Origin of the sequence: Fontibacillus phaseoli (genome assembly GCF_003337355.1) — a bacterium.
Lineage (GTDB): Bacteria > Bacillota > Bacilli > Paenibacillales > Paenibacillaceae > Fontibacillus > Fontibacillus phaseoli.
This window is the reverse complement of the sequence record NZ_QPJW01000013.1, coordinates 26,486-51,597: the sequence shown is the minus strand read 5'-3', so window position 1 is coordinate 51,597 and position 25,112 is coordinate 26,486. Positions and strand designations below refer to the sequence as shown.

Sequence of the window (25,112 nt, the reverse complement as noted above, 5' to 3'; positions counted from 1 at the left end):
GACAAAGTTTTACAATATTTCTTGTTTTAGATAAAAAAAACAAGGCCTGTTTGTGAAAAAAGTACAAATTGGAAAGGAAGTTTATATGGATATTTTCGAGGTAATTGTAATCGGAGGAGGACCGTCGGGCCTAATGGCTGCCATCGCGGCCGCAGAGCAGGGGGCCCGTGTGGCCTTGCTGGATAAAGGGGACAAGCTGGGGCGCAAGCTCGGCATCTCGGGAGGCGGACGGTGCAACGTTACGAACGCCAAGGAAATCGATGAATTGATCACCTTTATCCCGGGAGGCGGCCGATTTCTTCACAGCGCCTTCGCTATGTTCAGCAACCGGGATATCATCGCCTTTTTCGAAAACCTGGGTATCGCTTTAAAAGAAGAGGACAACGGACGGATGTTTCCGGTATCGGATAAAGCCAAAACCGTAGTTGATGCCTTGGTCGGCAAAGCAAGATCGCTGGGGATCAAGCTCCTGACGCATCACCCCGTCCGGGAACTTCGTTACGGAGCCGAGGGCGTGGAAGGAGTTACGCTGGCTAACGGGGAAAAGATTGCGGCAAGATCGATAGTCGTGGCCACCGGAGGGAAGTCCGTGCCCCATACAGGCTCAACCGGAGACGGATATCCTTGGGCGGAAGCCGCAGGACATACGATTACGGATCTGTTTCCCACCGAGGTCCCGATCATCTCGAAAGAAAAATTTATCGCAGGCAGGGAACTTCAAGGACTATCGCTTCGCGATGTGAAGCTGTCCGTCCTGGACCCAAAGGGCAAGACCGTTGTCTCCCACCGGGGGGACATGATCTTCACCCATTTCGGTCTGTCCGGACCGATTGCCCTGCGCTGCAGCGGATTCATCCGCGGCGTCAAAAAAAAGCACGGCGTTTCCGAAGTGACGATGACCATCAACTTGTTTCCCGACCGCTCATCGGGGGATCTGGAGGCATTTCTTCGCAAACTTGCTGCGGACGAGCCCAAAAAGGCACTGAAAAATGTTTTCAAGGGAACGATTCCCGAACGCCTGCTCCCGTTGCTGTTCGATCGAGCCGGACTGCCCGGCGAAACAACCTACGAACATCTTCCCAAGGAAGCTTGGCTTGCCTTCGTAGCTGCAGTGCAGAACTTCAGGATCCAGGTAAGCGGCACCCGTCCGTTTGAGGAAGCCTTCGTCACCGGCGGCGGCGTCAATCTGAAGGAAATCAACCCAAAGACGATGGGCTCGAAGCTGATGCCCGGCTTGTTTTTCTGCGGCGAAGTGCTCGATATCCACGGCTATACCGGCGGCTATAATATTACCGCCGCATTCACCACCGGCTATACGGCGGGCCATCACGCCGGCAAATCGGCGCAGGGGGATCTATGACCGCCGATACCCTCCCGCGAACAGCTTCCACATCGGTGCGAGGACTATGGTGACGAGCAGACTGACCAAAGCCGCGAGCACCGTTCCCCACCAGGTATGGAACACGGTTGCCCCGATCACGGCGGTCATAAAAAGCACTCCCGGATAGAGCAGCAACCTCATCGTCCGGGACGCTGCCCGGTATTCGGTGAATTCCTCCAGCGGCAAAATGGACAACAGATCGCGGGTAAAAAAGGCGCGACGGTGGCCGTTTAGCCAGTAGATCAATAGTGCCAGTACCGATGCATACACGATGAAATTTACCGGGTACGGCGGAAAGTAAACCGCCAGGCAACCGAAAAATACAAACTGGCTGTACAGCTTGAACTCTCTTCCGCGGAAAAACGATTTGAACGTCGCCTCCGCGATGCGGACTTCGGGCCGACTTGAGCGGAACAGACGGCCCCCGCGGCGGAACAGCCAGGGCCGCGTCCGAACGGCGGGGGGGCGATCCACCGATCCCGCCAACAGCAGGCCGGTCAGCAGCGTCTTTTGCCGTTCGTCCTCACGCACTTCGGCATGAAATCTTCCGTTAAGCCGAAGTCGTATCCAGGCCATCAGCCAAGTCAGACCGAGGCAGATGGCGACAGGCAGGATTGCGGATGCCGGGCGTCCGTTACCCAGGAGCACCCACAGCGTAAAGCCGCTCCCCAATATGCTGAATGCAGCCGATTGCAGCACGGCCGACTTCCAGCCGGACCAGAGGATCGCGATCAGATTCGCTCCGAACAAGTGAACGGATTTAAAGCCGCAAGTTATGGCAAACAGCAGCAAGATATCAGTCAGCCCCATACTATAGACTCTGTTCAGCAGCGGGGCGATCAACACAAAGCAGACCCCGATAATCAATAAGCTGCTGACCATTCCGGCCAGCGCGCCTCTTATCAGGAGCCCCTTTTTCCAGCTTGAACGCTGTTTCAGAAATAGCACATCGGCTGCCTCTATATATAAAATTACCCCACCAAGGACGTAGATTAAAAGCAGCAGCAAAACAGGCACCGCCGTCAACGGCAATTGCAGCAGCCATTCCGGCAGTTCTTCCCTCCACAGACCGAAATAAACCCGCCCCAACAGAAGCAGAGCGGGTATGCCAATATACAGCAGGACGATCCCGTCGAACGTTGAGCGAAGTAAGTTAAGCTGTTTCCGGAAGTGATCGAGCCACCGGCGGAAAAATAATCCTCGAACGCTTATGTCTGGTGTAATCCGGATCAAATAACTTCCCTCCCTGTCGTCATGTCAGAACATCGAAACAGTCGAACAAGGAGGCTTCAGGCAGCCCCGCGGCAAACCGGATCTCCTCCAGCGTTCCGCTTGCCGCCACTTTTCCGCCCGACATTAGAATGAAGTCATCGCAAATCCGCTCCGCCGTGTCGAGAACATGCGTACACATCAGCACACCGGCTCCGCGGCGCCGTTCCTCTTCCAAAAGTCCAAGAAAATCTTTGGTCGCCCGCGGATCAAGGCCGATAAAAGGCTCGTCCACGATGTATACGTCCGGTCTAAGAAGAAAACCGATCATCAGCATCATCTTTTGACGCATCCCCTTGGAAAATCCCCCCGGCAAATGATTGCGCACCTCGGTCATTCTGAATTTCTCCAACAGCAGACCGCTTTCGCGCTCAAAATCCGTCTCATCCATTCCATAGACTGCGGCTGCCAGGCCTAAATGCTCCCACAAGGTCAATGTATCGTAAAAAACCGGATGCTCCGGAACATAGGCGTACTTGTCCGAGTTTCCGGCAAACCTGACATCCCCTTTGGTTTCCGGCAACAAGCCGAGAATAGCCTTCAGGGTCGTGCTCTTCCCCGCCCCGTTCGGGCCGATCAGGCCCGTCAATTTGCCGGACCTGACCGTGAGGGAAACATGCTCGATTTTCGGCTTCCCGGCCTCATAGCCGGCTTCTTCGATGTTTACCTGCAGCAATGATTCTTGGAAGTTTTTATTGAATGATTCTTTCATTGGTTCTCCCCGCTTATGCCGATTACATTTTTTCTATAATATTCTGATTTTGAACACGTACTTTTAATACGCTCCATGATATCCTAAAGTTTCGTCATCAGGCGCTGGCGGCTGGTTGTACGGCCGTGGCTGACTTATCCCGTTTAAGGATCATCGGCTTGAATATCAGGAGCAGCACTCCGAACAGCGCCATCAATCCTCCGGACAAGATAAAGGCAAATTGCGGCCCGATGGCGGTGACCAGATATCCTCCTAAAATGGGGCCGATGACGGATGCAGCTGAAGTAACACTCGTAACGGTACCGAATACTCTCCCTGTCAGTGACTCAGGGGTCCGCTGTTGAAGCGCGACTTGAAACGGAATAAACGTTAGCCCCGCACCCAAGCCGGCGACGAAAAATAGGATCAACATTAGCGAATAACCAAAGCCATTAAAAGGCCCATGCTGGGCAAAGAACCCGGCACCGACAAACACAATGCCGAGCATTACTCCACCGGTTCCCATTTTTGCTAAAGGCGAAAAGCTGCGCAGTAATTGGGAGATCCCGGCTGCCATCAGCGCCCCTACCCCACTGAGCGCGATGGACCAGCCCAGCAAATTCTCCGGAATGCCGGGAATTTCGCGGAATAGCACGACGGTTTGCGAATCGGCCAACTGAAGTACGAGCAGCGCCATCGCCAGGGTCAACAAGCCGAAAGCGATCATGGGGATTCCTGCAATTATCTTCATGCCGGCTGCCATTCCACTCCAAAATCCGGATTTGGCCGGGCTGCCATCCTTTTCGCCTTCTGCAAATTCCGCGTCAATTACCCTTTTGCCCGGAACTCCAAACAAAATGATGGCCGATACAAGAAAGGAAGCTGCATCAATGATAAAGCAGGACGCGATCCCGAAGGCTACAGCCAGCATCCCGCCTATCGCGGGACCTACAATTTTGGTACCCTGCTCAATGATTGCACTGTAGGAAACGGCCTTCTCCAAATGTTCCGGAGCGACTACTTCCTTGATTTTACCGTTTTTTGCAGGGGAAAAGAGCACATCGAAAATGCTTTTAGCGATCAGCAGCACATAGACATGCCAGATCTGCGTCACGAAAACCAAGCCGAGTACGATAAATATTCTGGCTACGTCCGACAGGATCATCAGCTTTTTGCGTTCCATGCGGTCGGCAAGCATGCCGGCGACCGGTCCGCCGAGCAGCATCGGCAGCAACATGCAGAGCATCGCCGTCGTGATTTGCCATGGCGTTGCGTTCCACTTTAGACCGACCATGGTAAGCAGCGCCAGGACATGCAGCCAATCTCCCAAATTTGATATGAGCTGTGATGCCATTAAAGCCAGAAAAGGACGGTTTTGCAGCAGTCCTTTTCCTGCCGTTGCCGTTTGTTGCACCATGTTTATCATCCACCTATCCATTAAATATCTTATGGATTTATCTTAAATAAACGGCCTTCCGCCTCCATCCGTCGACCGCATGATTTATCCGAAGACCTTTGGAATGAAATTCCAATCCGTCTCTGGACGGAGCCCGTTAGTTTTAAAAATTAAATCTGAAAATTGTGATAAATTATATTTTTTTTAAACTTTACGTGTTCTAAGATAACAATGATCCTAACTACTTTAAACATTGTCAAAATATAGAAAAAGGCGGGATGAACATGTTGAAAACCGAAGAACGCGGAACCGATTTGTCGCTACATCTGTACCGGGTATTTAGCAAGTCGTTCAAAAGCGTCAACGAGCATGCCGTGACGGGAAGCAAAATTCAAGGATTTAACCCTACGGCTTTTGCCGTAATGGAAGTACTTTATTACAAAGGCGCACAACCGATTCAGCAAATCGGAGCCAAACTGCTGCTGCAAAGCGGCAATGTCACTTATGTGATCGACAAGCTGGAGTCGGCGGGATTCCTGCACCGTACGCCTTGTCCACGCGACCGGCGCGTTATTTTTGCCGAACTTACTCCAAAGGGCAAAGAATTGATGGACCAGCTGTACCCGGAATTTTCCGACCGGATCGATCATGCGCTCAGCGGCTTGAATGAAGACGAGAAACAAGTCATGATCGAACTGCTCAAAAAAATGGGACGCGAAGCCGAAAAACTGGCGCCTCTGGCCCGCAAATAAATTGCTAATTGCTGGGCCATCTCCTGCCGCCATATGAGCAGATTTTTGGGCCGGATCACCCTCGTGAAAATATTTACGTGCAAAAACGGCGTCCTAGACGCCGTGATTAGCTGGAAAATAGGCTGTTAATTCTCCGATTTTACGCTGCTCTTCGGCATTAGCTGGAGAATGTACAGTTAAATTGTGCGTTTGTGATTGATTGCGGGGATTTCGGCGTAAATAGATGGAGTTTTTCCAGTTAAACCGGTGAAACGAGGAATTCGGCTATATTTAGCTGGAGGAAATACAGTTAATTTTGCGTGGGGCAGTCAGTGTGGTTGCATCGTATGGTGTGCGAACTAACAAGCAAGAAAACAAAAAAACGGCTGATCCGGTTTACTCCGGTCAGACCGTTTTTTTGTTTGATACTAATGCTAATGCGAAGGATCCATATCTCTTTCCTTGTTATGATTGCGGACATCATGGCGGCGACGGTCATTAACGTCCTGTTGCAGTTGCTGGGCCTGATGGCTGTTTACGGGCGATTGCTCCAAATCGTGAACGACATTTCCCGGATTTTTATCCCCGGGAAACTCATTGGCTCTCGTCATATGGCAGTCCTCGCTTTCCTAATTAGGCTTTGTAACCCGATGCAGGGCTTGCGCGCATTCATGAAGATGACGGACGTAGTCCTCTGTCAGCTCCTGAATTTTATCGCTGCGTTCATTGACGGTTACTCCGTCTCTTTCCACATCGACCAATTGAACGGAAACCTCCCGCGCATCCTTATAAGAGCACTCAAAATCGAAAGAATAAAACTGGCGCCCCGACGCATTGATATGGATACGGAGTCCTTGCGGATTACCAAGATCGGCCTCAACCTGCACCGAGTCTCCCGAATCCAGATAGTCCGGCAGCTGTTGTTGCCAAGCATGGACGAGCGAGCTTTGATCCAGATTCATTTCCTCATTCATCCTAACACCTCCCCTTTCCCGTTATGGTGTGGAGGAGACGGTTGTTTTATACCTCTTCCGGCTCGGGGGCTTTACTGCGCAATCCAAGCGTGGACAGAACGCCAAGGACCGCCAGGATGGCCATGATGAGAAATAACGTATGCAGGCTGCCTCCGAGCACATGCTTCAGCTCTCCCCACAATTCTTTGGGAAGCAGATGAACTTTTTCCGGCGACAGCAAGTTGTTGATATCATCCTGTGATACTTGAGCCCCCGATGCCGTGCCCTTGGACGTCCGGGACACAATTCCCAAATTGATTAACGCACCGAACACCGTCACGGCGATCGTCTGGCCGATCGATTTGGTGAATGAATTTAGGGCATTGGATGCCCCTCGCAGATTATAGTTGACGGACGACTGGGCAATAATCGTAAACACGGAAAACGAAAAGCCGAAGCCGAGACCGTACAGCGCATTGAAAATTAACATGACGATAATCGGCGTTCCTTCATGAATAAACGCCATCCCGCCTGCACCCAGCAAGATAATCAGCATCCCGATCAGCGACGTAAGCCGGGACCCCCGACTGATGATCCAGCGGGAACCGATGACCGAACCCAACATCCAACTGATCGACATCGGGGCGAGCACCAGGCCGGAAATCGTTGCATTTTTGCCGAGGACCCCTTGAACCCACAAAGGTAAATAGGAAGTAAGCCCGATCAGCAAGGCGCTCGCCAGCAAACTTGCCAAATTGGAATAAGCGATATCCCGGATGCGGAATAATTTCAACGGAACCAACGGTTCTTCCGCACGGTTCTCCACGATAAAGAACAACACAATCGATGCGGCGGCAAGGATAAGCATCCCGATCAGCAGCGGCGAGCTCCAGGCCAGCTGTTGGCCTCCCGTGGCCAGGCTGAACAACAGCGCAGTTACGCCGACCGTAAAGGTCACCGCTCCGGCGATGTCGATTTTCACTTTGCGCTTCTTTATGTCTTCTTTTAAATATTTGATAACGAATATGAGCGACAACAGACCGAACGGCACATTAAACCCGAATACCCACCGCCAGTTGAGCGAATCCACGAAATATCCGCCCAGCAGCGGGCCAACCAATGAGGAAATCCCCCAGACCGAACTGATCCAACCCTGGACCTTCGCCCGTTCTTCGATCGAATATATATCACCGATGATCGTAAACGTGACCGGGGTCAATCCGCCCGCGCCAATCCCTTGGATGGCCCGGAACAAGATCAACTGCTCCATGCTCTGCGCCAGCCCGGACAAAAGCGAACCGGCCAAGAACAGGACAGATCCGATAACGAACACCGGTTTTCTTCCGTACAAATCGCTGATTTTGCCAAAAATCGGCGTCGTGACGGCCATGGCTAACAAATAGGCCGTAAATACCCAACTCAGCAGCTCAACGCCGCCCAAGTCTCCTACGATTCTCGGCCCGGCAGGGCCAATTACCGTTCCTTCAATCGCGGCAAGGAACGTGGAAAGCAGTAACCCGATCAAAATATAATTTCTTTTTAAAGCCGTACCCAAAATAATGACTTCCTTTCTCTCCCCAAACGGACATTCACAAGTTAACTATTATATAGGAAGCCCATTGAAAAAGAAAGACACCAAGTAACTGAGCCTAGCTCAGTGCCTGCTGTCCCTTACTTGCTATTCTTCCCGCAAACGACCGTTTTCGAGCGTCCAGATTCTAGTGTTCTCCCCGGCGAAAAATTCCGGTTCATGCGTGATCATCAAGAGGGCGGCTCCTTGCGCGACCGTCTTGCGGCATAGCTCCGAAAGTAACCTTGCCCCTGCGTAATCCGTACCTACCGTCGGTTCATCCAGCAGGATCAATTTCTTTCCCAACATAAAACATGCCGCAACGCTCAGAAGGCGCTTCTCTCCGCCGCTGAGCAAGTAAGGAGATGTTTGCTCCCGGCCTTCCAGTCCGACCAGCCGCAGCATGTCCCGGGCCTGCCGAAGTACAGGTCCCGGCGCGTTCTCTTTGGGCCGCAGCCTCAAAGTACTGCGCGGCCCGTAAAGCAGCTCGTCCAGCACCGTCGAAGACACGAATTGCCGTTCCGGGTGCTGAAAGACATAGCCGATGTCAGCTGCCAGTTCGTACAGCGAGAGCCGCGAAACATCGCGTCCCCTCCAGTAGATGCATTCAGGGGGGGCCTGTAGCAGTCCCAGCATAAGGCGGGAGAGCGTCGTTTTGCCTGAGCCGTTCTCCCCCCGCAAAATATGCCATTCGCCTTCGCGAATCGACATATGGATATCCTGCAGCACGGCGGCCGGTTCCATCGCTTGAACCGACGTTCTCCTTTGCCGCCGGGTCTTTGACCCGTAGGCAAAGGACAGTCCGGCGATCTCCAGCAGCGGAGATCCGCCCGAACGATGCGGGCCCGGATTAGGCCCGGCAATGCTGTCGGCCGCGCCGGAGACGGCATCGGAGCCGCCCGGCTGGATCTCAGGTGCCGCGGCCCCCAGGGACGCTTCGCCTGTTGCTGGGGCCCCGGGCGGCAGCAGCCCCAGGCGCCCCAGCAGCGGGCGATGCTCGCGCAACAACTGCGCCGCCGGCCCGTCCGCCGCGACGCGGCCGGCGTTCAGCACGACCATCCGCTGCGCGGCCAGGGCGAGCTCGTCGAGCCGCCCCGTCACCGTCACCAGCGTCCGTCCGTGCTGGTGAAGCTGGCGCAGCAGCGCCAGCAGACGCCGCCGGGCCGCGGCGTCCAAGCTTGCCGCCGCCTCGTCGAGCACGAGGATCGGCGGCTCCAGCGCCAGCACGGACGCGATTGCCGTCCGCTGGCGCCCCCCGCCGGACAGCTGGTTCACGCTGTCCCGGCGGCGCCCCTGCAGATCCACATCCCGCAGGGCCGCAGTTACCCGCCCCTCGATAATCTCGGGCGGATAGCAAAGATTTTCCGGACCGAAAGCTACTTCGTCCTCCACCCGTCCCTGTACAAGCTGCGCGTCCGGGTCCTGAAAAACAATGCCGATCAAGCCCGCCATGTCAGCGATTTCCGCCGTAGCCGGATCAAGTCCGCTCACCTTCAAGCCGCCTGTCCGGATCCCCCCGCCCGCACGCGGCAAATATCCGCTGAGCAGCCCGGACAAAGTCGACTTGCCGCAGCCGCTAGGCCCGGTGACGGTCACCCACTCTCCCGCATTAACGGTAAGCGAAACTCCGTCAATGATCGGACGGGCTCCGGATTCGTAAGCATAAGTCACATTCTGCATTTTAATGGCCGGAATTCCACAATCCTGCCGAACCGGTTCGGAAGAAGAAATCCAGGGAGCCATCGTCTAGCCCTCCGCCCCTTGCTTCACGGCGAACCGCCGCAACAGGCCGCTTCGTGCCAGCGTGTCGCCAAGCAGCTTGGATAACATTCCGCAAAGCACGATTCCGCTCAAAATACGGACAACCAGCGCAATCAACAGAATGTCGGTCCCCCATTTCGTATAGCCGAACATCCGGGCGGCAAAGAAAAACCAAATCGGCACCAGGGCTCCTCCCGCGAGCAGCATTACTGGCATGTTCCACTTTCTGTACCGGAAAAAGGCGAATACCGCTTCGGCAACGACCATATAACAGGCCGCAGCTACAAAACAGGAAGCTATCCCGTATGCCGAACCCATAAAAGCCTGGACCACCGCTCCGATCCCGTAGGTGATCACCGCTGTCCCCGGTTTACGGATAATATAACAGGCAAGCAATCCGTAGATCATGTACAATCCCGTTACCGTAGAGGCCGCAATCGGTCCTCCCAAGCCGTTCAGCGCCTGATTTAACGGCGATAGATAGACCGTCATTACGGCGTTGGCGGCAGCCAGCATCGCCATCAGTACGATATCCAGGGTGGTAAATGCCTTAAAGGGAAAAATCCTCGTTTTCACTCGATCATTCATGTTCACAGGTTTCGTCATCCTCTCGTTCTAATTGTTAACCATGTTTTAAAATATAGGTTGACAATTAGAATTCGTCAAGACCTTTTTGGGTAGGGCCTTCACAACAACCATATTCCGGCCACGGCAGCAATGCTTAGAACCATGAGCATGTATCCTCCGGCCGATATCCTGACCTCGCGTAAAAAAGTGCGCTTGGCATATGCCCCGAAGCCTTTACTCTCCATCGAGCCTGCGGTTTGTTCCACCCGGCGGATCGCCCCCGCGAATACGGCAACCAGATTTCCGCGCCAGATCGACAGCCGTTCCCAGAGTCCCTTGGGCTTACGGCCGAGCCGGATTTTCCGGGCCTCTGCGGCATTCCTCCCTTCGTCTTCCAGAAGCGGTAGAAACGTCAGCGCCATCGATACGCCGAATACGATCCGGTACGGCAGTTTCAGCCGGGTCGTCATCATCACCACAAAATCCTGCGGATCCGTCGTTTCGATGTAAATCAGCGATGACAAAAACATGCAAAACATCCGGAGCGTTATCGCGGCCGCATACAACAGCGAATCCTGCGACATCCGGAGAACTCCCCACTCCATATATTCCTCGCCTGCTGGTGAGGTTAACGCTGTAATTAAGAACAAGGGCAGCCCGAAAACCGTTATGAACATCATCCGCGAGGACAACCTGCTCCATGACATTCCCGCTCCGAATACGGCCGTAGTAGTAAGCAGAAGAAGCATGATGCAGAGTGGAACGGGAGTATCCCAATGCATCGCCAAAACCGCAATACTGAATACGGCAATCAGCTTACTGAGCGGGTCTAGGGCCTGCAGGAGATATCGGCTTCTTTTCATGTGATATCCCATTCCCTCTTTCGCGGCATGCCGTATTCCTTTTTAAGCAATGAGTACATCAATAGGTCGACGAAACCTTCTTCCGTCTTCTGATAATCGCGCAGCAATCCTTCTTTCCGAAACCCGAATGCCTGAAGCAGCGCCCTGGACGCGACATTCCTCGGATCCACCAGCGCCTCGATCCGGTTAAGCCCCATCGTTTCGTATCCGTAAGGAAGCACGATATGCAAAGTCTCCGACATATACCCGTGACCCCAAAATTCACGTCCAAGATCGTAACCGATCTCTCCACGGTAAGCCCCCGCAAGCTCCCAAACGTTAAAGCCGCAGCTCCCGATCAGTTTGCCGCTTTCCTTCAACTCAATGCCCCAACGCAAAGCATCCTCGCTCTCCGCAAGGCCATTGAGCAAATCGATCATCTCGAGAGTATCCCGGGTGGAAGCAAACGGCGGCATATTCATATACCGAACTACCTCGGGGTCGCTCCAGTACCGGTACATCTCAAGCGCATCCTCCGCCTCCATTCGCCGCAGCAGCAGCCTTTCGCTTTCCAAAGCCGGAATTTCACCGCCGCACTTATACATTGTTCTCCCCCTAACGTCTGTTCTTTCTTCAACCATGCCTCATTCACTTATATAATCACAAAGCCTGTAAGCCGTCAAAGACCGATACGCAGGAAAAAGTCAGCTTCCGCGATTTTAGCGCCCGCCTTTCGGTGATACTATTTATAGAGATAGAAAACAGGAATGACGGGACTGGAAAAAAGGAGGATCCTGCTTATGATATACTCCATGATTATTTTCGCGATCACGATGACGTTACCCCTTGCCATAAGCGGGATGACGAAGTTTGCCTTTCGCCAGATTACCCAGATGAAGCTGCAGAAGCACGAGAACATTTTCGAGTATTTGGAATCGACAGGCGTGTATTCCCGTCAACGTTTCAACAGCCTGGAGAAAAGGGAAGTGCAGACGAAATCGAAAGACGGATTAACGTTAAGCGGTTACGCGCTGGAAACCCATCCCGGGGCTAAGCGGTGGATGATTATCTTCCATGGCTATACCGTTTCCCTGCATGTCTCCACCCAGTATATCGATATGTTTGACCGAGAAGGATTTAATATGCTGTTAATCGACCAGCGGAGACACGGAAACAGCCAAGGCTTATATACCACCTACGGCTTCCATGAAAAATTCGATGTGGAGACATGGATTGAGTGGATTTTGGACCATTACGGAGAGGAGTGCGTTATCGGGCTGCACGGGCAATCGTTAGGCGGGGGGACTGTGCTGGAGTATCTTGCAATTGCGGATCACCATGTCAAATTCGTTATCGCAGACTGCCCTTATTCGGATCTGACGCGTTTAATGCATCATCAGATACGAGTGCTCAATAAGATTCCCACCTTCCCGTTACTGAAGCTAGTCAACCGGCGGATGGAGCGCGTAGCGGGATTCAGAATGGAACAGGTCAGTCCGCTCAAAGCCGTGGAACACAGCAAGATGCCTGTTCTTTTCGTGCACGGGACCGACGATAATTATGTCCCTACCTATATGAGCAAGGAGTTATACGAGCGGAAGCCGGAACCCAAGCAGCTTCTGCTGGTGGAAGGGGCTGTTCATGCCAATGCCTATAGCGTGGATCGTAAACGTTATGCCGAGGAAGTTCATGCCTTGATTCGGAACGCACTGGAAACGGAAGGCCATCATATAGACGTCGAACGGCTTTACGACCGCTCCGACACGGCTGCAGCTACGTAGTTTGCTTATCTGCCAAGCATTTGATTCTGTGCCATTACAATATATTGGTCCAATCTTTGGCTTAATTCTACCACCGTATCGCTATTGAAATTGTCGTGTTCTGCTGCAATCACGAGTTCGGACCGCAAAAGCTCAATCATTTCCTTCAATTCGTAGCTAACCTTCGGGCGTCCCTGGGTCCGATTGAAGTTTTTGAAGGAGGGATAAACCATTCATTTCACCTTCTTTTTATTCTTGGAGCCCATTATAGTGCATGATGCCAAAAAACATATTTTGCAAATTTTGAAAATTTTATCACTCTTTGTCGGCGAGTGTAAAAAACCGCCCGGGTTTTGTCCGGGCGGTTTTTTGACTATTATGACATTATGTTGAATCTGCTTTTGTCTTTCCGTCATCAACCGGCTGAATTACCGTTTCGCATAGCTTCCCAAGCACCGCGCGAATTTCTTTCAACTCTTCCATCCCGGCGCCGGTCATCGAATATACATCATCGTGAGAGGTGAGAAAATTGTCTTCCGTTAAGCGTTCAAGCTCCTGTTTTACTTCGCGTTCTCCCACTTTATACCCTTGTGCCTCCAAAAGCGGCAGCGTATCGCTGACGGTAAGATCCTCGCGTGTAGCCTGATGGAGCATATGAATGCGTATGAACAGATTTTGCACGTCGGCGCGCATGGTATTATCCCCTTTCCGGCGTTAAATCATTCCAGTTTTAAATTACCCTTCGATAATTAGGCGGAAACAGCGCATATTCAGTATAATAGGTTGTACAAACAAAGGAGGAATGCCAGCTATGTTTCATGCCGGTGATCTAACAGGTTCCCGCGAGGAGCAGCAAAATAACGTTTTGTCCCAACTGCAAGCGCTCATTGAGGGGGAACGAAGCACAGCCGCCAATCTGGCCAACGCTTCCGCGCTCCTTCATTTCTTTTTAAAGGATATTAACTGGGTAGGTTTTTATTTGTTTGACGGAACCGAATTGGTGCTTGGCCCGTTTCAGGGGCTTCCCGCCTGCATCCGCATCCCGCTTGGAAGGGGTGTCTGCGGAACAAGCGCGGAGCAACGGAAAACGCTGCGCATTGAGGACGTCCATGACTTTCCGGGACATATCGCCTGCGATGCGGCGTCGAACAGCGAAATCGTCGTCCCGATCGTAAAAGAAGGTAAGCTTCTGGGCGTACTCGATATCGACAGTCCGCTTAAAGGCCGCTTTGATGGACTGGATCAGACATTCCTGGAACGGTTTGTCGGGTTGCTAACGGACAAGCTGGAGCTTCCGCTTACGTTATTCTAGAACTGAGACAAATCGCATGAAATTCGTTCCCTGTTAGGCAAAAATTTGGCCCTTTTGGATGCAACTCCGCTCCAATAGGGCCATTGTTCTAAAATTCTAGCGTTCTTTCCTTTCGTTCCCCCGCTTAATTTCTTTTATCAATACGACTCATCCCATCGCTCCTTCATGTTTGATCAATTTAGTGTTCACCGGGCCGGCGGATGATTTCCAGTCCTTCCACATGCCGTTTTCCCATCAGTTTCCGTTTCTTCCGATTCTCCTTCGAGTCCAGGACAATATCCAGATCATAATCTTCGGGATACAATTCCTCTTTCTTGAGATAAGGCTTCAACCTTTTCCGGTTCATCTTCACCCTCTGCTTCTGAATCATGACGCCGACCATTCCCCGGGAATCCTCGGGTTCGCTGACGATGCCGATTTTTCCAAAGGCGGTAACGTAGACGGCGTCCCCGACTTCAAACACCGTCTTTGCCGGTTTGACTGCGCCGATCTCTTCGGAGTCTTCTTTGGCTTCCTCGCGGTCATGACGGCCGCCTCTGGCAATCTTATCGCGGCTGGCCCTAGGATCCGCCCTCTCTCCGGCTTCAGACCGGTCAGGGATGCCCGATTGCGAGACTGATCCGCTATCCCCCCGCTCCGGAACGATTTCATCCCAGAGCGACACCTTGCCGCCTTCGCCGATCTGGCGGCTTACGATATGCTGCGACCTGGCAATAATATCGGACGTGATTCCCAGTTTTTTGGCGATTTCGATTGCATAGCTTTGGCCGGCCAGTCCGATCGTCAACCGATACAGCGGCCGCAGCGTTTCGGCGTCAAACTCCATCCGGGCGTTCTGGAATCCTTCCGCCCTGGAGGCAAACGTCTTCAACTCGTTAAAATGCGTCGTAACAAGAACCGTGGCCCCTTTGCGGCTGAACTCCTCCAGGATGGCGATCGACAAGGCGATGCCTTCGCCAGGATCGGTACCTGCGGCCAATTCGTCGATTAGCAGCAGGGTGGACGGGCCTGCGTCCCTCAGCATCGACACCAAGGTCTGAATCTGTGCCGAAAAGGTGCTGAGCGACTGCTCCAGGTTTTGCCCGTCTCCGATCACGGCCATAATCCCGCGGTATACCGCAAACCGGCTGTCGGGGCTTACGGGCACGAGCAATCCCGATTGCACCATAAGCGCCAGCAGGCCGAATGTTTTTAGCACCACCGTCTTACCGCCCGTATTGGGTCCTGTAATGATCAGGGTTTTATAGTCGGAGCCGATCTCCAAGTCCAGCGGCACCATGCTTCCTAGCAGCTTCGGGTGCCTTGCTCCCCGCAGTACGGTGTCGCCGCGCGCGCTCAACTGGACGGGGACGCCGCCAATGGAAGCCGCATACTTCGCTTTGGCGAAAATGAAATCATAAGTACCCGTGATCTCAATGTTCCGGGCAATCTCATCACTTTCTTTTTCCACCAGATCGGTCAAATACCCGAGAATTTTGGATTCTTCCCTGGATTCCTCGCCTTGCAGCGCCTCGAGTTCTCCTTGAAGGGATGAAATTTCGTCAGGTTCCATGAACACCGTCTGCCCGCTGGTCGATTGATCCAGCATCCGGCCTTTGACCTGTCTGTAAAATTCCTTCTTGACCGGAATTACATACCGTCCTCCCCGCACGCTGACGATGTTCTCCTGTAAAATGGATGCGTAACGGGACATGACGGACTGGATTCGTTTGCTGATTTTCTCCTTCACCATCTCCAGCTTCCTGCGCACCTTCTCAAGCTCCCGGCTTGCCTCATTCGTGATGACGCCGTGCCGGATGCAGCGCAAAATTTCCTGTCTCACCGAGGGAAGATCCCGGAGCGAGCCGGCGTAAACGCCGATTTGCCAAGCCAAGTCTCCCTTGGATTCCATATACTTTTTCAACTGGCCGCAGCTTTGTAAAAAGGTCTGCACGGCCATCAGATCCTGCTCCGTGAACAAATATCCCGTTCCCATCAGCGACATGACCAACTCGATCCCGTCCAGCGAAGGAAGGGGAATGCTAGAGCCTTTCCCGATAAGTTCGCGCGCTTCAGCCGTTTCTCCGATCGCCCGCTCGATCATTCTCGGTTCCTCCATCGGCGCCAGTTTCGCAATCCGTGCGCGGCCTTCGTAAGAAACGGCAAACGTCATCAGATCCTGTTTGATACTTTCATATTCCAGCATGTGCAAAGTGAATTTTTCCATGGGGATGCCTCCTTGATTAATGTATTGACTAACGACAAAAAGGGCAAAAGGCAGCACGAATGCCATCCTTTGCCCTTTCTTTTCCGCAATATAAATGTCTGTTCATGATCGGAGCAACAAAAAAAGCCGTGCTGAAAACAGCACGGCTTCGGTTCGTACTCCGAAGGAACAAACAGCGGTCTGAGAGCGCTGAATGATGTTCTGCGTGTGTTCTTAACTAAATCCAGAGACTGAAAACAGGTACAAAAAATAAAGGGCGCTTCGCGACTCAAAAAAATAAAAGCCCGCTTCCCGATTGACCAGATTTACAGTCCATATGAAATTAATTAGTTAAGAACATTCACCGACATCAAAATCTCTCCTATTACTTGCGGATGTCATTAATTTACCAAAAACAGCGGTTAAAAGTCAATAAGACCGCCCTGCTCCGATTTACCTGACCCTAACATGGAATTTCTTGTTAATTGAGTGAATTGATTTATTTTCATCTTTGCTTCATTTCATGTATTATATTAGGGGTATTTGAATTGTAATTGCTGTGTTAAATAATAAACAAATAGAGATAAACCGAAAGGAAGGATCGTACTGTGTCCGTTTTTAACCGTATCAGGCTTGGCAATACAAAGCCGTTCGTTTTTTTTACCCTGATCATGATTCTTAAAACGTATCTTGCTTGGATCTCCATTTTTGACGGGATTCCTCCTTGGGGTCCGCTGCTAAAAGAGCTTCCGTTCATCTGGGTCCTGTTCTGTCTGATTGAATGGTTCTCATCCAAACGTAAAATGGGCATATATTTGACCGTCAACCTGGCCGTAACGGCGATCTTCTTCGCGGCTATCATGTATCATAAATATTATGGCGTTATCGTAACTTATCATGCGCTTCAACAAGTCAACCAGGTGACAGCGGTCAGTAACAGTGTCTTCTCCCTGTTGGCGCCTTACTATCTGCTGATCTTCCTGGATATCATCGTAATCGGCTTTTGGCTGCTGCGGAAAAAAAGAGCCGAGAAGCTGAAAGCTTACTTCAATATGAAAAGACTGCGTACCGGCGCTATAGCCACGGTCTTTGGGATTTCCATCGCGCTCTGTATCTTCAACGTTTGGCCGAACCGGGCCAGCATGAACGAGATCAAACAAGCTGAGAAAATGGGTATCCTCAATTATGAAACCTATGCCATTTTCTCCAGCAAACAAGAAGATCTGGTGGACAAGAATCAGATTTCTCAAGCAAAGGTTGACCAGTTAAAAGGGGCTACGCAACCGGGCGACCCGAAATTTTTCGGAGCTACCAAGGGCAAGAACCTGATTATCATCCAGCTGGAATCCTTCCAGAACTTCTTGATCAACTTGAAGATCGACGGACAGGAAATCACGCCGAATATGAACTCGCTGGTGAAGGATAACCTGTACTTCAAGCATTTTTATCAAATGGTCGGCCAAGGGAATACCTCGGATGCGGAATTTGTAGTCAACACATCGTTCTATATTCCTTACAACGAAGCCGCAACGCAGAACTATCCGAATAAAGTTCTGCCGAGCCTTCCGAAAATGATGAAGGCGGCGGGCTATGATACCGCTACGTTCCATACGAACGTTGTGGATTTCTGGAATCGCGGCGAACTGTATAAGGCCATCGGGTTCGACCGTTATTACGATCAGAAGTTTTTCGGACAGGAAGATACGGTATTCTTCGGACCGTCCGATGAAGTACTTTACAAGAAGACCGCTGAGGAACTTGATAAAATACAGCAGTCCGGCAAACCGTTCTATTCCCAAGTCATCTCCATGACCGCGCATCATCCATTTACGATGCCGCATGAGAAGGACCTGATTACGCTGCCGGAACGCTTCCAGGACAATATGGTGGGCGATTATATCCGTTCCCAGAACTATGCCGACAATGCCTTGGGCCAATTTATCGATGATTTGAAGCAAAGAGGCATTTGGGATAATAGCGTCGTTGTCATCTACGGCGACCACCTCGGCCTGCCGATGTATTCGCTGGATAAACACGGCCTGGAGCTGATGCATGAGATCTATGGACGAGATTACGGCTATATCGATATGATTAACATTCCGCTTATCGTTTCTGCGCCGGGCATGACTTCGCCGACCATCTTCGACAATGTGGGCGGACAGGTAGACATCCTGCCTACAGTCGCCAACTTGATGGGCATCTCGCTGGAGGATCACCTTCACTTCGGGGAAGATATTCTGAATCAAAGCTATAATCTGCTTCCTCAGCGCTATTACCTGCCTTCCGGCTCTTTCCTGAACGACAAGGCTTTGTTTATGCCGGGCGTCTGGTACGAGGACGGAACCCAATATCCGTTCGCCGAGGGCGGCGTTAGTCAGGCTCTGACGACGGAAAACGAATATAACCGTGCGCTCGAGTTGCTTCGCATGTCCGACAGCTATGTGCAGCAGCTTCCCGACCGGGTGACAGAATCGGAATAATTGAATTTTTCAAAATAAAGAGGTGTACGGGAATTGCCCGTACACCTCTTTTTATGATGCCACAACCTTACCAGTTGTTCCCCGAAACTCTTATGACGTTAAAATTCGGAGTCTGATCTTCACCGTAAATCGCGGTAATTCCGGGATTATTCACTTTCACATTCGTGAATCGCGCTTCTCCGGCAACCGGCCCTTGGCCTTGTTCGGCCCGTACTACAAGTTTGATGCCGTAGCGGGACGGGTTATTGATGTTGACATTTTCTATGCGGACATTTTGCATGCCCAGATTCTCTGGTGATTTTGTCTGGAACATTAAGCCAAAGTAAACCGGATTATTAATATCCACGTTTTTCACCAGGACGTTTCTGAAAGCTCTGTCTCCGCCATGAAACCAAACGGCTCCGAAATTTTGATATTCATTGATCTTGTCATCGGCTCCGACACTGGTCCAAAAGTCTCCGCCGGTCCTGTCCAAGGTAACCCCATCGATGACCGTATCCTTGTCTCCGAATCCTAAAGTATTATATCCAAAGCTTAAACTGCTGATCGTGAGTCCGGGATAGTTTAGCGTATCCGCCGCATAGAGATTCTGATAAAGGTTATCGGAACCGCCGTATACCGCGAACGCCGCCGCCCGTCTTACGCAGGTCGCCGTTAGATTCGTGTACTTGTTGCCCACATTGTAGGAGCCCCCGGAATCGATGGCGCTGAACAAAGCAAAAGCATCGTCCCCGGCACCTCTGGAATAATTGTTGTCGATTACATTATAAGACGAACCGTTCGTCATATTGATTCCGTCCGCGAACGTATTTTTGATGCGATTGTTTTTGAACGTGTTGTTGGAGGACTTGACGCCCCAATACAAGCAGACGAAATGCTCGACCCAAATATTCTGGACCGTTACGTTCTGCATGCCGTCGCCGTCGATGAATTTGCCGGGACCGTCCACTCTGTACACATAGTTTCCCCAGGCGGACAAGTCTCTGATCGTGGAACCGTTCGCCGATGAACCGATATTAAAGCCCACGTCCGTATTGCTTTGATTTGGCGGAGCGACCAATTTGGTATGCCAAGGGCCGGCACCGATAATTTCGGTCGCACGTCCGTAAAGGTAAATCTTATTGCTGATCGTCCATTCGCCGGCAGGGATGAAGATCCCTTTTTTGGACGTATCTTGCCTGAATTCATTCAGCGCCTGCTCTATGGATTTGCTGGCCGATACTTCAACATATTTCCCGGGGTCCGGATTGGATGTTACCGCAGCAACATTTTCAGTTTCGATCATGTCCACATAGATCCAAGGTACGTCCCCGGCATCTTTTTGAATTTTGATTTTGGTGCCCGCCTGATACACCTGATCCAACAGCAATTGAGAGTCCTCATACAGCCAATAAGCCGTTAATCCGGCCCCGGGCTGATTATCGTAACCAAGCCGTCCAAGATTGCTCGGCGTCGTGTACAAATAGGAGAATTTCGAAGTTACGTTGAACTTCCCCACGCTTTCTCCATCCGCATAAATGCTGACCGTTCCGCTCATATTCTCCGCAACGGCATTGCGAAGCACAAAAGCGTTGGCCGGGGCCGTCAGCGTAAACTCCACGTATTCCCCGTTAGCATCCAGGTAAACCGCCGAACGTCCCGAAGCCTCGCCTGCATAATCGCCCGGCTTGAAGTTCGGAGCCAATACGGTGCCGTTTGTAAGATTTGAAGAAGACTCCGCCTCAATCACTGTAAAAGGCATATTCGCGCCCCGGCCTACATAAAGGCTTGTTGTGCTTGTGTTGTTACTTCGTTTGGCTGCTACTTCCGTATTGTCCGGGGCAACGGAGGTCGACAAGGCAAAGCTTCCGTTCGCCGCTGTCCACGTTCCCAAACTGACGTTAACCGATGCTCCCGCCGCTAAAGTTCCGACGTGGGAGCCGTTCCATGTTTGAAGGGTCGTTCCTTGGTCACTTTTAAGCACTAAGGTGACGGGATGCGGGCCACTTGAAGTAGCGATGTTTCCTTGATTTTGGAGATTTACCGTAAACGTTGCCGTGCTGCCGGCGCTCGGATTACTCGGATTCCACGCCACTGTTGCTACCAAATCCGAGCTTGGAACCTGTCCCACCGCCAAGGAAGGGATATGGTTATAAGCGTTGTTCGTTTCATTTTGTTCGACAACGTTCTGATTCTCATCGACCTTGGCACCCAATACGTAGGAACCGGCGTTAAGGACGCCGATCTCGGCGGTTACCGTAATCTCTTCTCCGGCTGTCAAAGCGCTTGCCGGAGACGATCCGGCGAGCGAGTTGTTCAGGTAGAAATTAACCGATGTCGCCGAGGAGCCCAAGTTCCCTTGGTTCTTGACGGTCGCGCTAAGCGTAATGTTATCCGGCTCGGCGGGAGATGACGGAGACCATGCCATGCCGGTAATCGTCAAATCGGGATTCGCCGCGGCCGTTCCGTACACTTCGAATTCCGCGACCTGTCCCGCAGGCGCGCCGGAGTTTGCCGTAATATTCAGTTGTATACGCTTTGCCAGGGCCGAGACTGGAATCGTGACCGAGTTCCCGGAAGCCGGGTTGAAAGTGTAGGATTGCGCGGCAACCAGATTGCTGAACGAAGTCGTGCTTTGGTCATGACCCAATATTTGAATTGTTTGTGTTCTTGCACCCCATGCAGAAGACGGATTCAGTTTCACGACGACCGAGGTGACGTTGTGGTTTGCGCCCAGGTCAACCGTCAGTTGGCTGGGATTTCCGTTTCCTTCCCAATAGGTAGCCGTGTCCCCGTCGTTGCCATTTTCGGCAATGAACGTATGAATGGTAGATGAAGCCGTAATGGGTTTACCCAACGCCAGGTTGTCCCCGCCCGGCTCCGGCGTCGGTTCGTCTGTTCCGTAAATCTCGAATTCGGAAAGCTGACCTGCCGGCCAGCTTGAGTTGGCCGAAAAATTCAGTCTCAAATATCTGGTGCTTATCTCCTGAAAAGAGATGGTTACGGTATTATTGTCCGCAGGATTAAATGTATAATCCGAGGAGCCTACTATATTCGTAAACGTCGAGCCGTCTGTGCTGCCTTGAACTTCCAGCATTTGCGATCTCGTTTCCCACCCTGCCGGAATTTTCAGTACGATTTCATTGATGCCGGTGCTCTCGCCAAGATCGACTTGGATCCATTGCGGAAATGCATGGTTTGCGCTTTCCCAATAAGTGCCTTGGTTCCCGTCCTTTACATTGTTCGCTTCATATACATCGGCATAGCTGCTTGCCGTGACATTCTTACCGAGTGTCAAATTGGGATTACCTTCCGCAAATACTGCGGCATGAGGCACAATATTCAAGAACAAAGATGTGAACAGCATAGTTGCGACAATCGTCCAGACCAACCATTTATTGCGCATTATTCTCCTCCTCAATAATTTGGAATCGAGAATTCACATGAACCGTCCTCACCTCGTTGTTAGCGCTTACATTTCTGAATGACGCATCGTCTACAAAATCGCCTCCTCTACATTTAATTCCCCTGGATAAACCAGGATATCCAAATTATAGATTTCAATTTTTATATATCTAAGGTGTAATTTAAAGAAAAACAGGTCAATTAATACGCATTTTTTCGATTCAATGCAAAAGGCTGCCCCTTTACAGCCAAGCACTGCTTAAGGGGCAGCCCAAATTGATTTTCATTTTCGGATCGGATATGAAACTTTCTATACTTCTAAAGCGCCGGACTGGCTAAAGCTTCATTGCACCGATTCTGCTCCTGCTCTCTCTCCTTCTGAAGATCGTCTTCTTTCATGCGCAAAAATTTGCGACCCCGCCAGCGGAAAAAGGAAAGCACGCCCCGTACATATTCATCGGTAATCATGCAGGAGTAAATAGCGATGATACCGATGCCCAGGGAAACGCCGAATACGTACGAGCATCCGGTGGCGACGACCCACATAAAGATCAGCGAGATATTCATCGTATACTTGGTATCGCCTACCGCATTCAGCGAGTTGCCGATTGCCATATTGACCATTTTTCCCGGCTGAAGCAACAGGTTTAACCATAACAGTGCCGTGCAAAGGTTCAGAATATCGGTATCTTTCGTAAACAATCCAAGTACGTTCCGGCCGAATAGAACCAGGATAAACGCATTGACTATAACGAGCGGCAAACCGACCTTAAGCACTTTAAATACGGCATGGTAAGCCTCTTTGGTCTTGCCCGCTCCATACAGATGGGCGATCTGGATTTGCGCGGCCAGGGCCAGCGAGAAGCCGAGCAAGAAACAAAACGATTCCAACGTATTCATATAGGTCCTTGCAGCCAGTTCCGTTGAGCCCAGCATCGCAAGGAAGGAGAAGATCGCCAATTGCGAAAACACCCAGCTCGCCGAATTGACGCCGAGCGGCCAGCCGATGACTAAAATTTCTTTGAATAGCTTACGGTCAAAGATCGAGAAATCGCGAGGCCCGATTTTTCGCTGAAAAGAACCCAGGAAAATGATAAATAATACAATCGTGGCCAAAAGCCGGCTTATGACAGTGGAGATCGCCACCCCGGTCAGTCCCCATTGCGGGAACCCGAACTCTCCGAAGATGAAACCGTAATTCATGATAATATGAATGACGTTCATGCCGATCGCCGTCATCATCGGACCCTTCGTATTGCCGGTATTCCGGATCGCCGTGCCGAGCACCGCCATTGCGGCGGTAAGGATCATGCCGCCGCCGACTACGGAGATATATACCTTCGCTAACGGCAGCAGCTCCTCCGGAAGCTGCAGCATTCCGGCGATCGGCTCAGGAGCCGCGATCAGCAGGATGCTAAGGAAGAGGCCGATGGCCACTGTTACTTTAAACGCGATTATTGCAACGGTGCGCGCCTCTTCTTCTTTGCGCGAGCCGATTTTTTGAGCAATTACAATCCCTGCTCCGCTTGCCACCGTGGCAAACAGGGTCGTCAGGGCGTTAAACAGCTGATTGGAAAACCCGACCACCGCAACCGCGTTGTCCGAGATCCGGCTTACCATCAGCGTGTCGACCGATCCAAGCAAAAATTGCAAAAACTGTTCGATAAAGATGGGCCATGCGAGTAGCCAAAGGGAAAATTTGTTTTTCTCGCTGTCCTTATTTTTCATCATTATTACAACCTCCTGTAGAACGGGGACGATTCTACTTGCCCGCATTAAACTTTTAGCATGAAACAAATTATAGATGGTATAGTAAAATCGATGTATCAGGTAATCAACTCAATCTTTCATTATTCAAACCTTAATTATGGATAACTGGAGGTGTCTTATGCCGCCTGTAATTGAATTCACCGCTCCGCCGCTCCCCCACTATATTACCAGCGGATTGTCCCCGCTTCCGATCGGCGGCAAACACCCCAGCCGCAAAAACATCGGCGCATTCGATCTGCTTGTCGTAGTTCGGGGTTGCCTCTATGTCGAAGAGAGTGGCCACAAGTATGAAATTACAGAAGGACATGCGCTAATTTTGCTTCCCGACAGCTATCACTACTCCTATGAGGGCTGCAAAGAGGAGACGCTTCATTACTGGACTCATTTTCAAATTCTCGGGGAATGGAGAGTCGTCGATGAAGTTGAATATCATATCAGCCATGGACGGCATCCCGAAGGAGAACAGGGGTATTTATCGCTCCCCCCTTTTGCGGTTTCCTCCTATACGGTGGCGCTTCCCCAGTTCACCAAACTGGCCCAGCCGCAAAAAATGGCCGAAGCCATCAACGAATTAAACGAGATGAACCGGAATATACATCTGGCGAGTGTCCGGCTAAGGCAACAAACGTTATTTCAAGAAGTCATCATGCTGCTGTCAGCCTCGCTGGGGGCCGATGGTCCTTCGCCCCAGTCCGCCTGCGCCGAACGTGCGGCTTCTTACTTGCGCGAGCATTACCGCGAACCTTTTTCGGCAATAAAATTGGGAGAGGCCATTAACTTCCATCCGGTCTACATCGCCCGCTGCATGCAAAAAGTGTTCGGCTGCTCGCCGTCCACCTATTTGCTCCGGCTGCGGATCGATCAATCCAAGCTATTGCTGATTCAGACGGACTTGCCGGTGGAACGCGTCGCCGAAGAGGTCGGCTTTAATCTTGCCGCCTACTTCACCGCCAGTTTCACCCGGTTTGAAGGGATGTCCCCCCGGAAATACCGGCAGCGCTTCGCCTGGAACAAGCCGTAAACCCGAGGGCCGAAAGACCCGACAATTATTACCTGGCTA

The 25,112-nt window shown here is 51.6% G+C and carries 21 protein-coding genes; 6 read left to right on the top strand and 15 right to left on the bottom strand.

Translation table 11 applies throughout. The features are described 5' to 3' along the window. Window positions 1-85 precede the first annotated feature (85 nt). Window positions 86-1,360: a BaiN/RdsA family NAD(P)/FAD-dependent oxidoreductase gene (locus DFP94_RS21390; RefSeq protein WP_114498507.1), complete on the top strand. Its 1,275-nt coding sequence runs from the start codon at window positions 86-88 to the stop codon at window positions 1,358-1,360. Here the strand turns inward: DFP94_RS21390 and DFP94_RS21385 are convergent. The 3 genes from DFP94_RS21385 to DFP94_RS21375 form a co-directional block, all read right to left on the bottom strand. Continuing rightward, a complete protein-coding gene (locus tag DFP94_RS21385) occupies window positions 1,355-2,614 on the bottom strand; it encodes an ABC transporter permease (protein WP_114498506.1) in 1,260 nt (419 codons plus the stop codon). The two genes, DFP94_RS21390 and DFP94_RS21385, sit on opposite strands and share 6 nt — an antisense overlap. A gap of 19 nt (window positions 2,615-2,633) precedes the next feature. Continuing rightward, the gene (locus DFP94_RS21380) at window positions 2,634-3,362 is read right to left on the bottom strand and encodes an ABC transporter ATP-binding protein (protein WP_114498505.1); all 729 of its coding nucleotides are present in this window, start codon (window positions 3,360-3,362) and stop codon (window positions 2,634-2,636) included. Window positions 3,363-3,459: 97 nt separating this feature from the next. Beyond that, entirely contained in the window at window positions 3,460-4,758 is a 1,299-nt protein-coding gene (locus tag DFP94_RS21375) for an MFS transporter (RefSeq protein ID WP_245955050.1), read from the bottom strand. A 263-nt stretch (window positions 4,759-5,021) separates the two neighbouring features. Between DFP94_RS21375 and DFP94_RS21370 the strand changes: the two genes are divergently transcribed. Continuing rightward, entirely contained in the window at window positions 5,022-5,489 is a 468-nt protein-coding gene (locus DFP94_RS21370; RefSeq protein WP_114498503.1) for a MarR family winged helix-turn-helix transcriptional regulator, read from the top strand. Window positions 5,490-5,902: 413 nt separating this feature from the next. On the opposite strand, the gene DFP94_RS25625 is transcribed toward DFP94_RS21370, so the two are convergent. The 7 genes from DFP94_RS25625 to DFP94_RS21340 form a co-directional block, all read right to left on the bottom strand. Beyond that, on the bottom strand, window positions 5,903-6,079 hold the full coding sequence (locus tag DFP94_RS25625; RefSeq protein WP_181873252.1) for a hypothetical protein: 177 nt from the start codon (window positions 6,077-6,079) through the stop codon (window positions 5,903-5,905). A gap of 18 nt (window positions 6,080-6,097) precedes the next feature. After that, complete coding sequence (locus DFP94_RS21365; protein ID WP_114498502.1) at window positions 6,098-6,442, bottom strand: hypothetical protein; 345 nt, start codon at window positions 6,440-6,442, stop codon at window positions 6,098-6,100. Between the two features lie 46 nt (window positions 6,443-6,488). Continuing rightward, entirely contained in the window at window positions 6,489-7,976 is a 1,488-nt protein-coding gene (locus tag DFP94_RS21360; protein ID WP_114498501.1) for an MDR family MFS transporter, read from the bottom strand. A gap of 123 nt (window positions 7,977-8,099) precedes the next feature. Then, window positions 8,100-9,734 (bottom strand): ABC transporter ATP-binding protein, encoded by a 1,635-nt coding sequence (locus DFP94_RS21355; protein WP_114498500.1) that lies wholly within the window; start codon window positions 9,732-9,734, stop codon window positions 8,100-8,102. Between the two features lie 3 nt (window positions 9,735-9,737). Next, window positions 9,738-10,340, bottom strand: coding sequence for an ECF transporter S component (locus DFP94_RS21350; RefSeq protein ID WP_114498575.1), 603 nt, complete (start codon window positions 10,338-10,340; stop codon window positions 9,738-9,740). Between the two features lie 98 nt (window positions 10,341-10,438). Then, window positions 10,439-11,182, bottom strand: a complete 744-nt coding sequence (locus DFP94_RS21345; RefSeq protein WP_245955048.1) for an energy-coupling factor transporter transmembrane component T family protein — start codon at window positions 11,180-11,182, stop codon at window positions 10,439-10,441. Continuing rightward, complete coding sequence (locus DFP94_RS21340; RefSeq protein ID WP_114498498.1) at window positions 11,179-11,766, bottom strand: GNAT family N-acetyltransferase; 588 nt, start codon at window positions 11,764-11,766, stop codon at window positions 11,179-11,181. The genes DFP94_RS21345 and DFP94_RS21340 overlap by 4 nt, the downstream gene beginning before the upstream one ends. A 195-nt stretch (window positions 11,767-11,961) precedes the next feature. Here DFP94_RS21340 and DFP94_RS21335 point away from each other — a divergent pair, with 195 nt between their 5' ends. Continuing rightward, entirely contained in the window at window positions 11,962-12,942 is a 981-nt protein-coding gene (locus DFP94_RS21335; protein WP_114498497.1) for an alpha/beta hydrolase, read from the top strand. 5 nt (window positions 12,943-12,947) lie between these two features. On the opposite strand, the gene DFP94_RS21330 is transcribed toward DFP94_RS21335, so the two are convergent. Then, window positions 12,948-13,154 (bottom strand): aspartyl-phosphate phosphatase Spo0E family protein, encoded by a 207-nt coding sequence (locus tag DFP94_RS21330; RefSeq protein ID WP_114498496.1) that lies wholly within the window; start codon window positions 13,152-13,154, stop codon window positions 12,948-12,950. Between the two features lie 151 nt (window positions 13,155-13,305). Beyond that, on the bottom strand, window positions 13,306-13,614 hold the full coding sequence (locus tag DFP94_RS21325) for a hypothetical protein (RefSeq protein ID WP_114498495.1): 309 nt from the start codon (window positions 13,612-13,614) through the stop codon (window positions 13,306-13,308). A gap of 118 nt (window positions 13,615-13,732) precedes the next feature. On the opposite strand from DFP94_RS21325, the gene DFP94_RS21320 reads away from it, so the two are divergent. Further along, on the top strand, window positions 13,733-14,233 hold the full coding sequence (locus DFP94_RS21320; RefSeq protein ID WP_114498494.1) for a GAF domain-containing protein: 501 nt from the start codon (window positions 13,733-13,735) through the stop codon (window positions 14,231-14,233). A gap of 178 nt (window positions 14,234-14,411) precedes the next feature. On the opposite strand, the gene DFP94_RS21315 is transcribed toward DFP94_RS21320, so the two are convergent. Continuing rightward, a complete protein-coding gene (locus tag DFP94_RS21315; RefSeq protein WP_114498493.1) occupies window positions 14,412-16,439 on the bottom strand; it encodes an endonuclease MutS2 in 2,028 nt (675 codons plus the stop codon). Window positions 16,440-17,026: 587 nt separating this feature from the next. Here DFP94_RS21315 and DFP94_RS21310 point away from each other — a divergent pair. After that, a complete protein-coding gene (locus tag DFP94_RS21310) occupies window positions 17,027-18,898 on the top strand; it encodes an LTA synthase family protein (protein ID WP_114498492.1) in 1,872 nt (623 codons plus the stop codon). Between the two features lie 67 nt (window positions 18,899-18,965). On the opposite strand, the gene DFP94_RS21305 is transcribed toward DFP94_RS21310, so the two are convergent. Both DFP94_RS21305 and DFP94_RS21300 read right to left on the bottom strand, forming a co-directional pair. Next, on the bottom strand, window positions 18,966-22,244 hold the full coding sequence (locus DFP94_RS21305) for a discoidin domain-containing protein (RefSeq protein ID WP_425459274.1): 3,279 nt from the start codon (window positions 22,242-22,244) through the stop codon (window positions 18,966-18,968). Between the two features lie 356 nt (window positions 22,245-22,600). Next, entirely contained in the window at window positions 22,601-24,013 is a 1,413-nt protein-coding gene (locus DFP94_RS21300; RefSeq protein ID WP_425459272.1) for an MATE family efflux transporter, read from the bottom strand. Between the two features lie 157 nt (window positions 24,014-24,170). Here DFP94_RS21300 and DFP94_RS21295 point away from each other — a divergent pair, with 157 nt between their 5' ends. Beyond that, a complete protein-coding gene (locus tag DFP94_RS21295) occupies window positions 24,171-25,073 on the top strand; it encodes an AraC family transcriptional regulator (protein ID WP_114498490.1) in 903 nt (300 codons plus the stop codon). The last annotated feature ends 39 nt before the right edge of the window (window positions 25,074-25,112 follow it).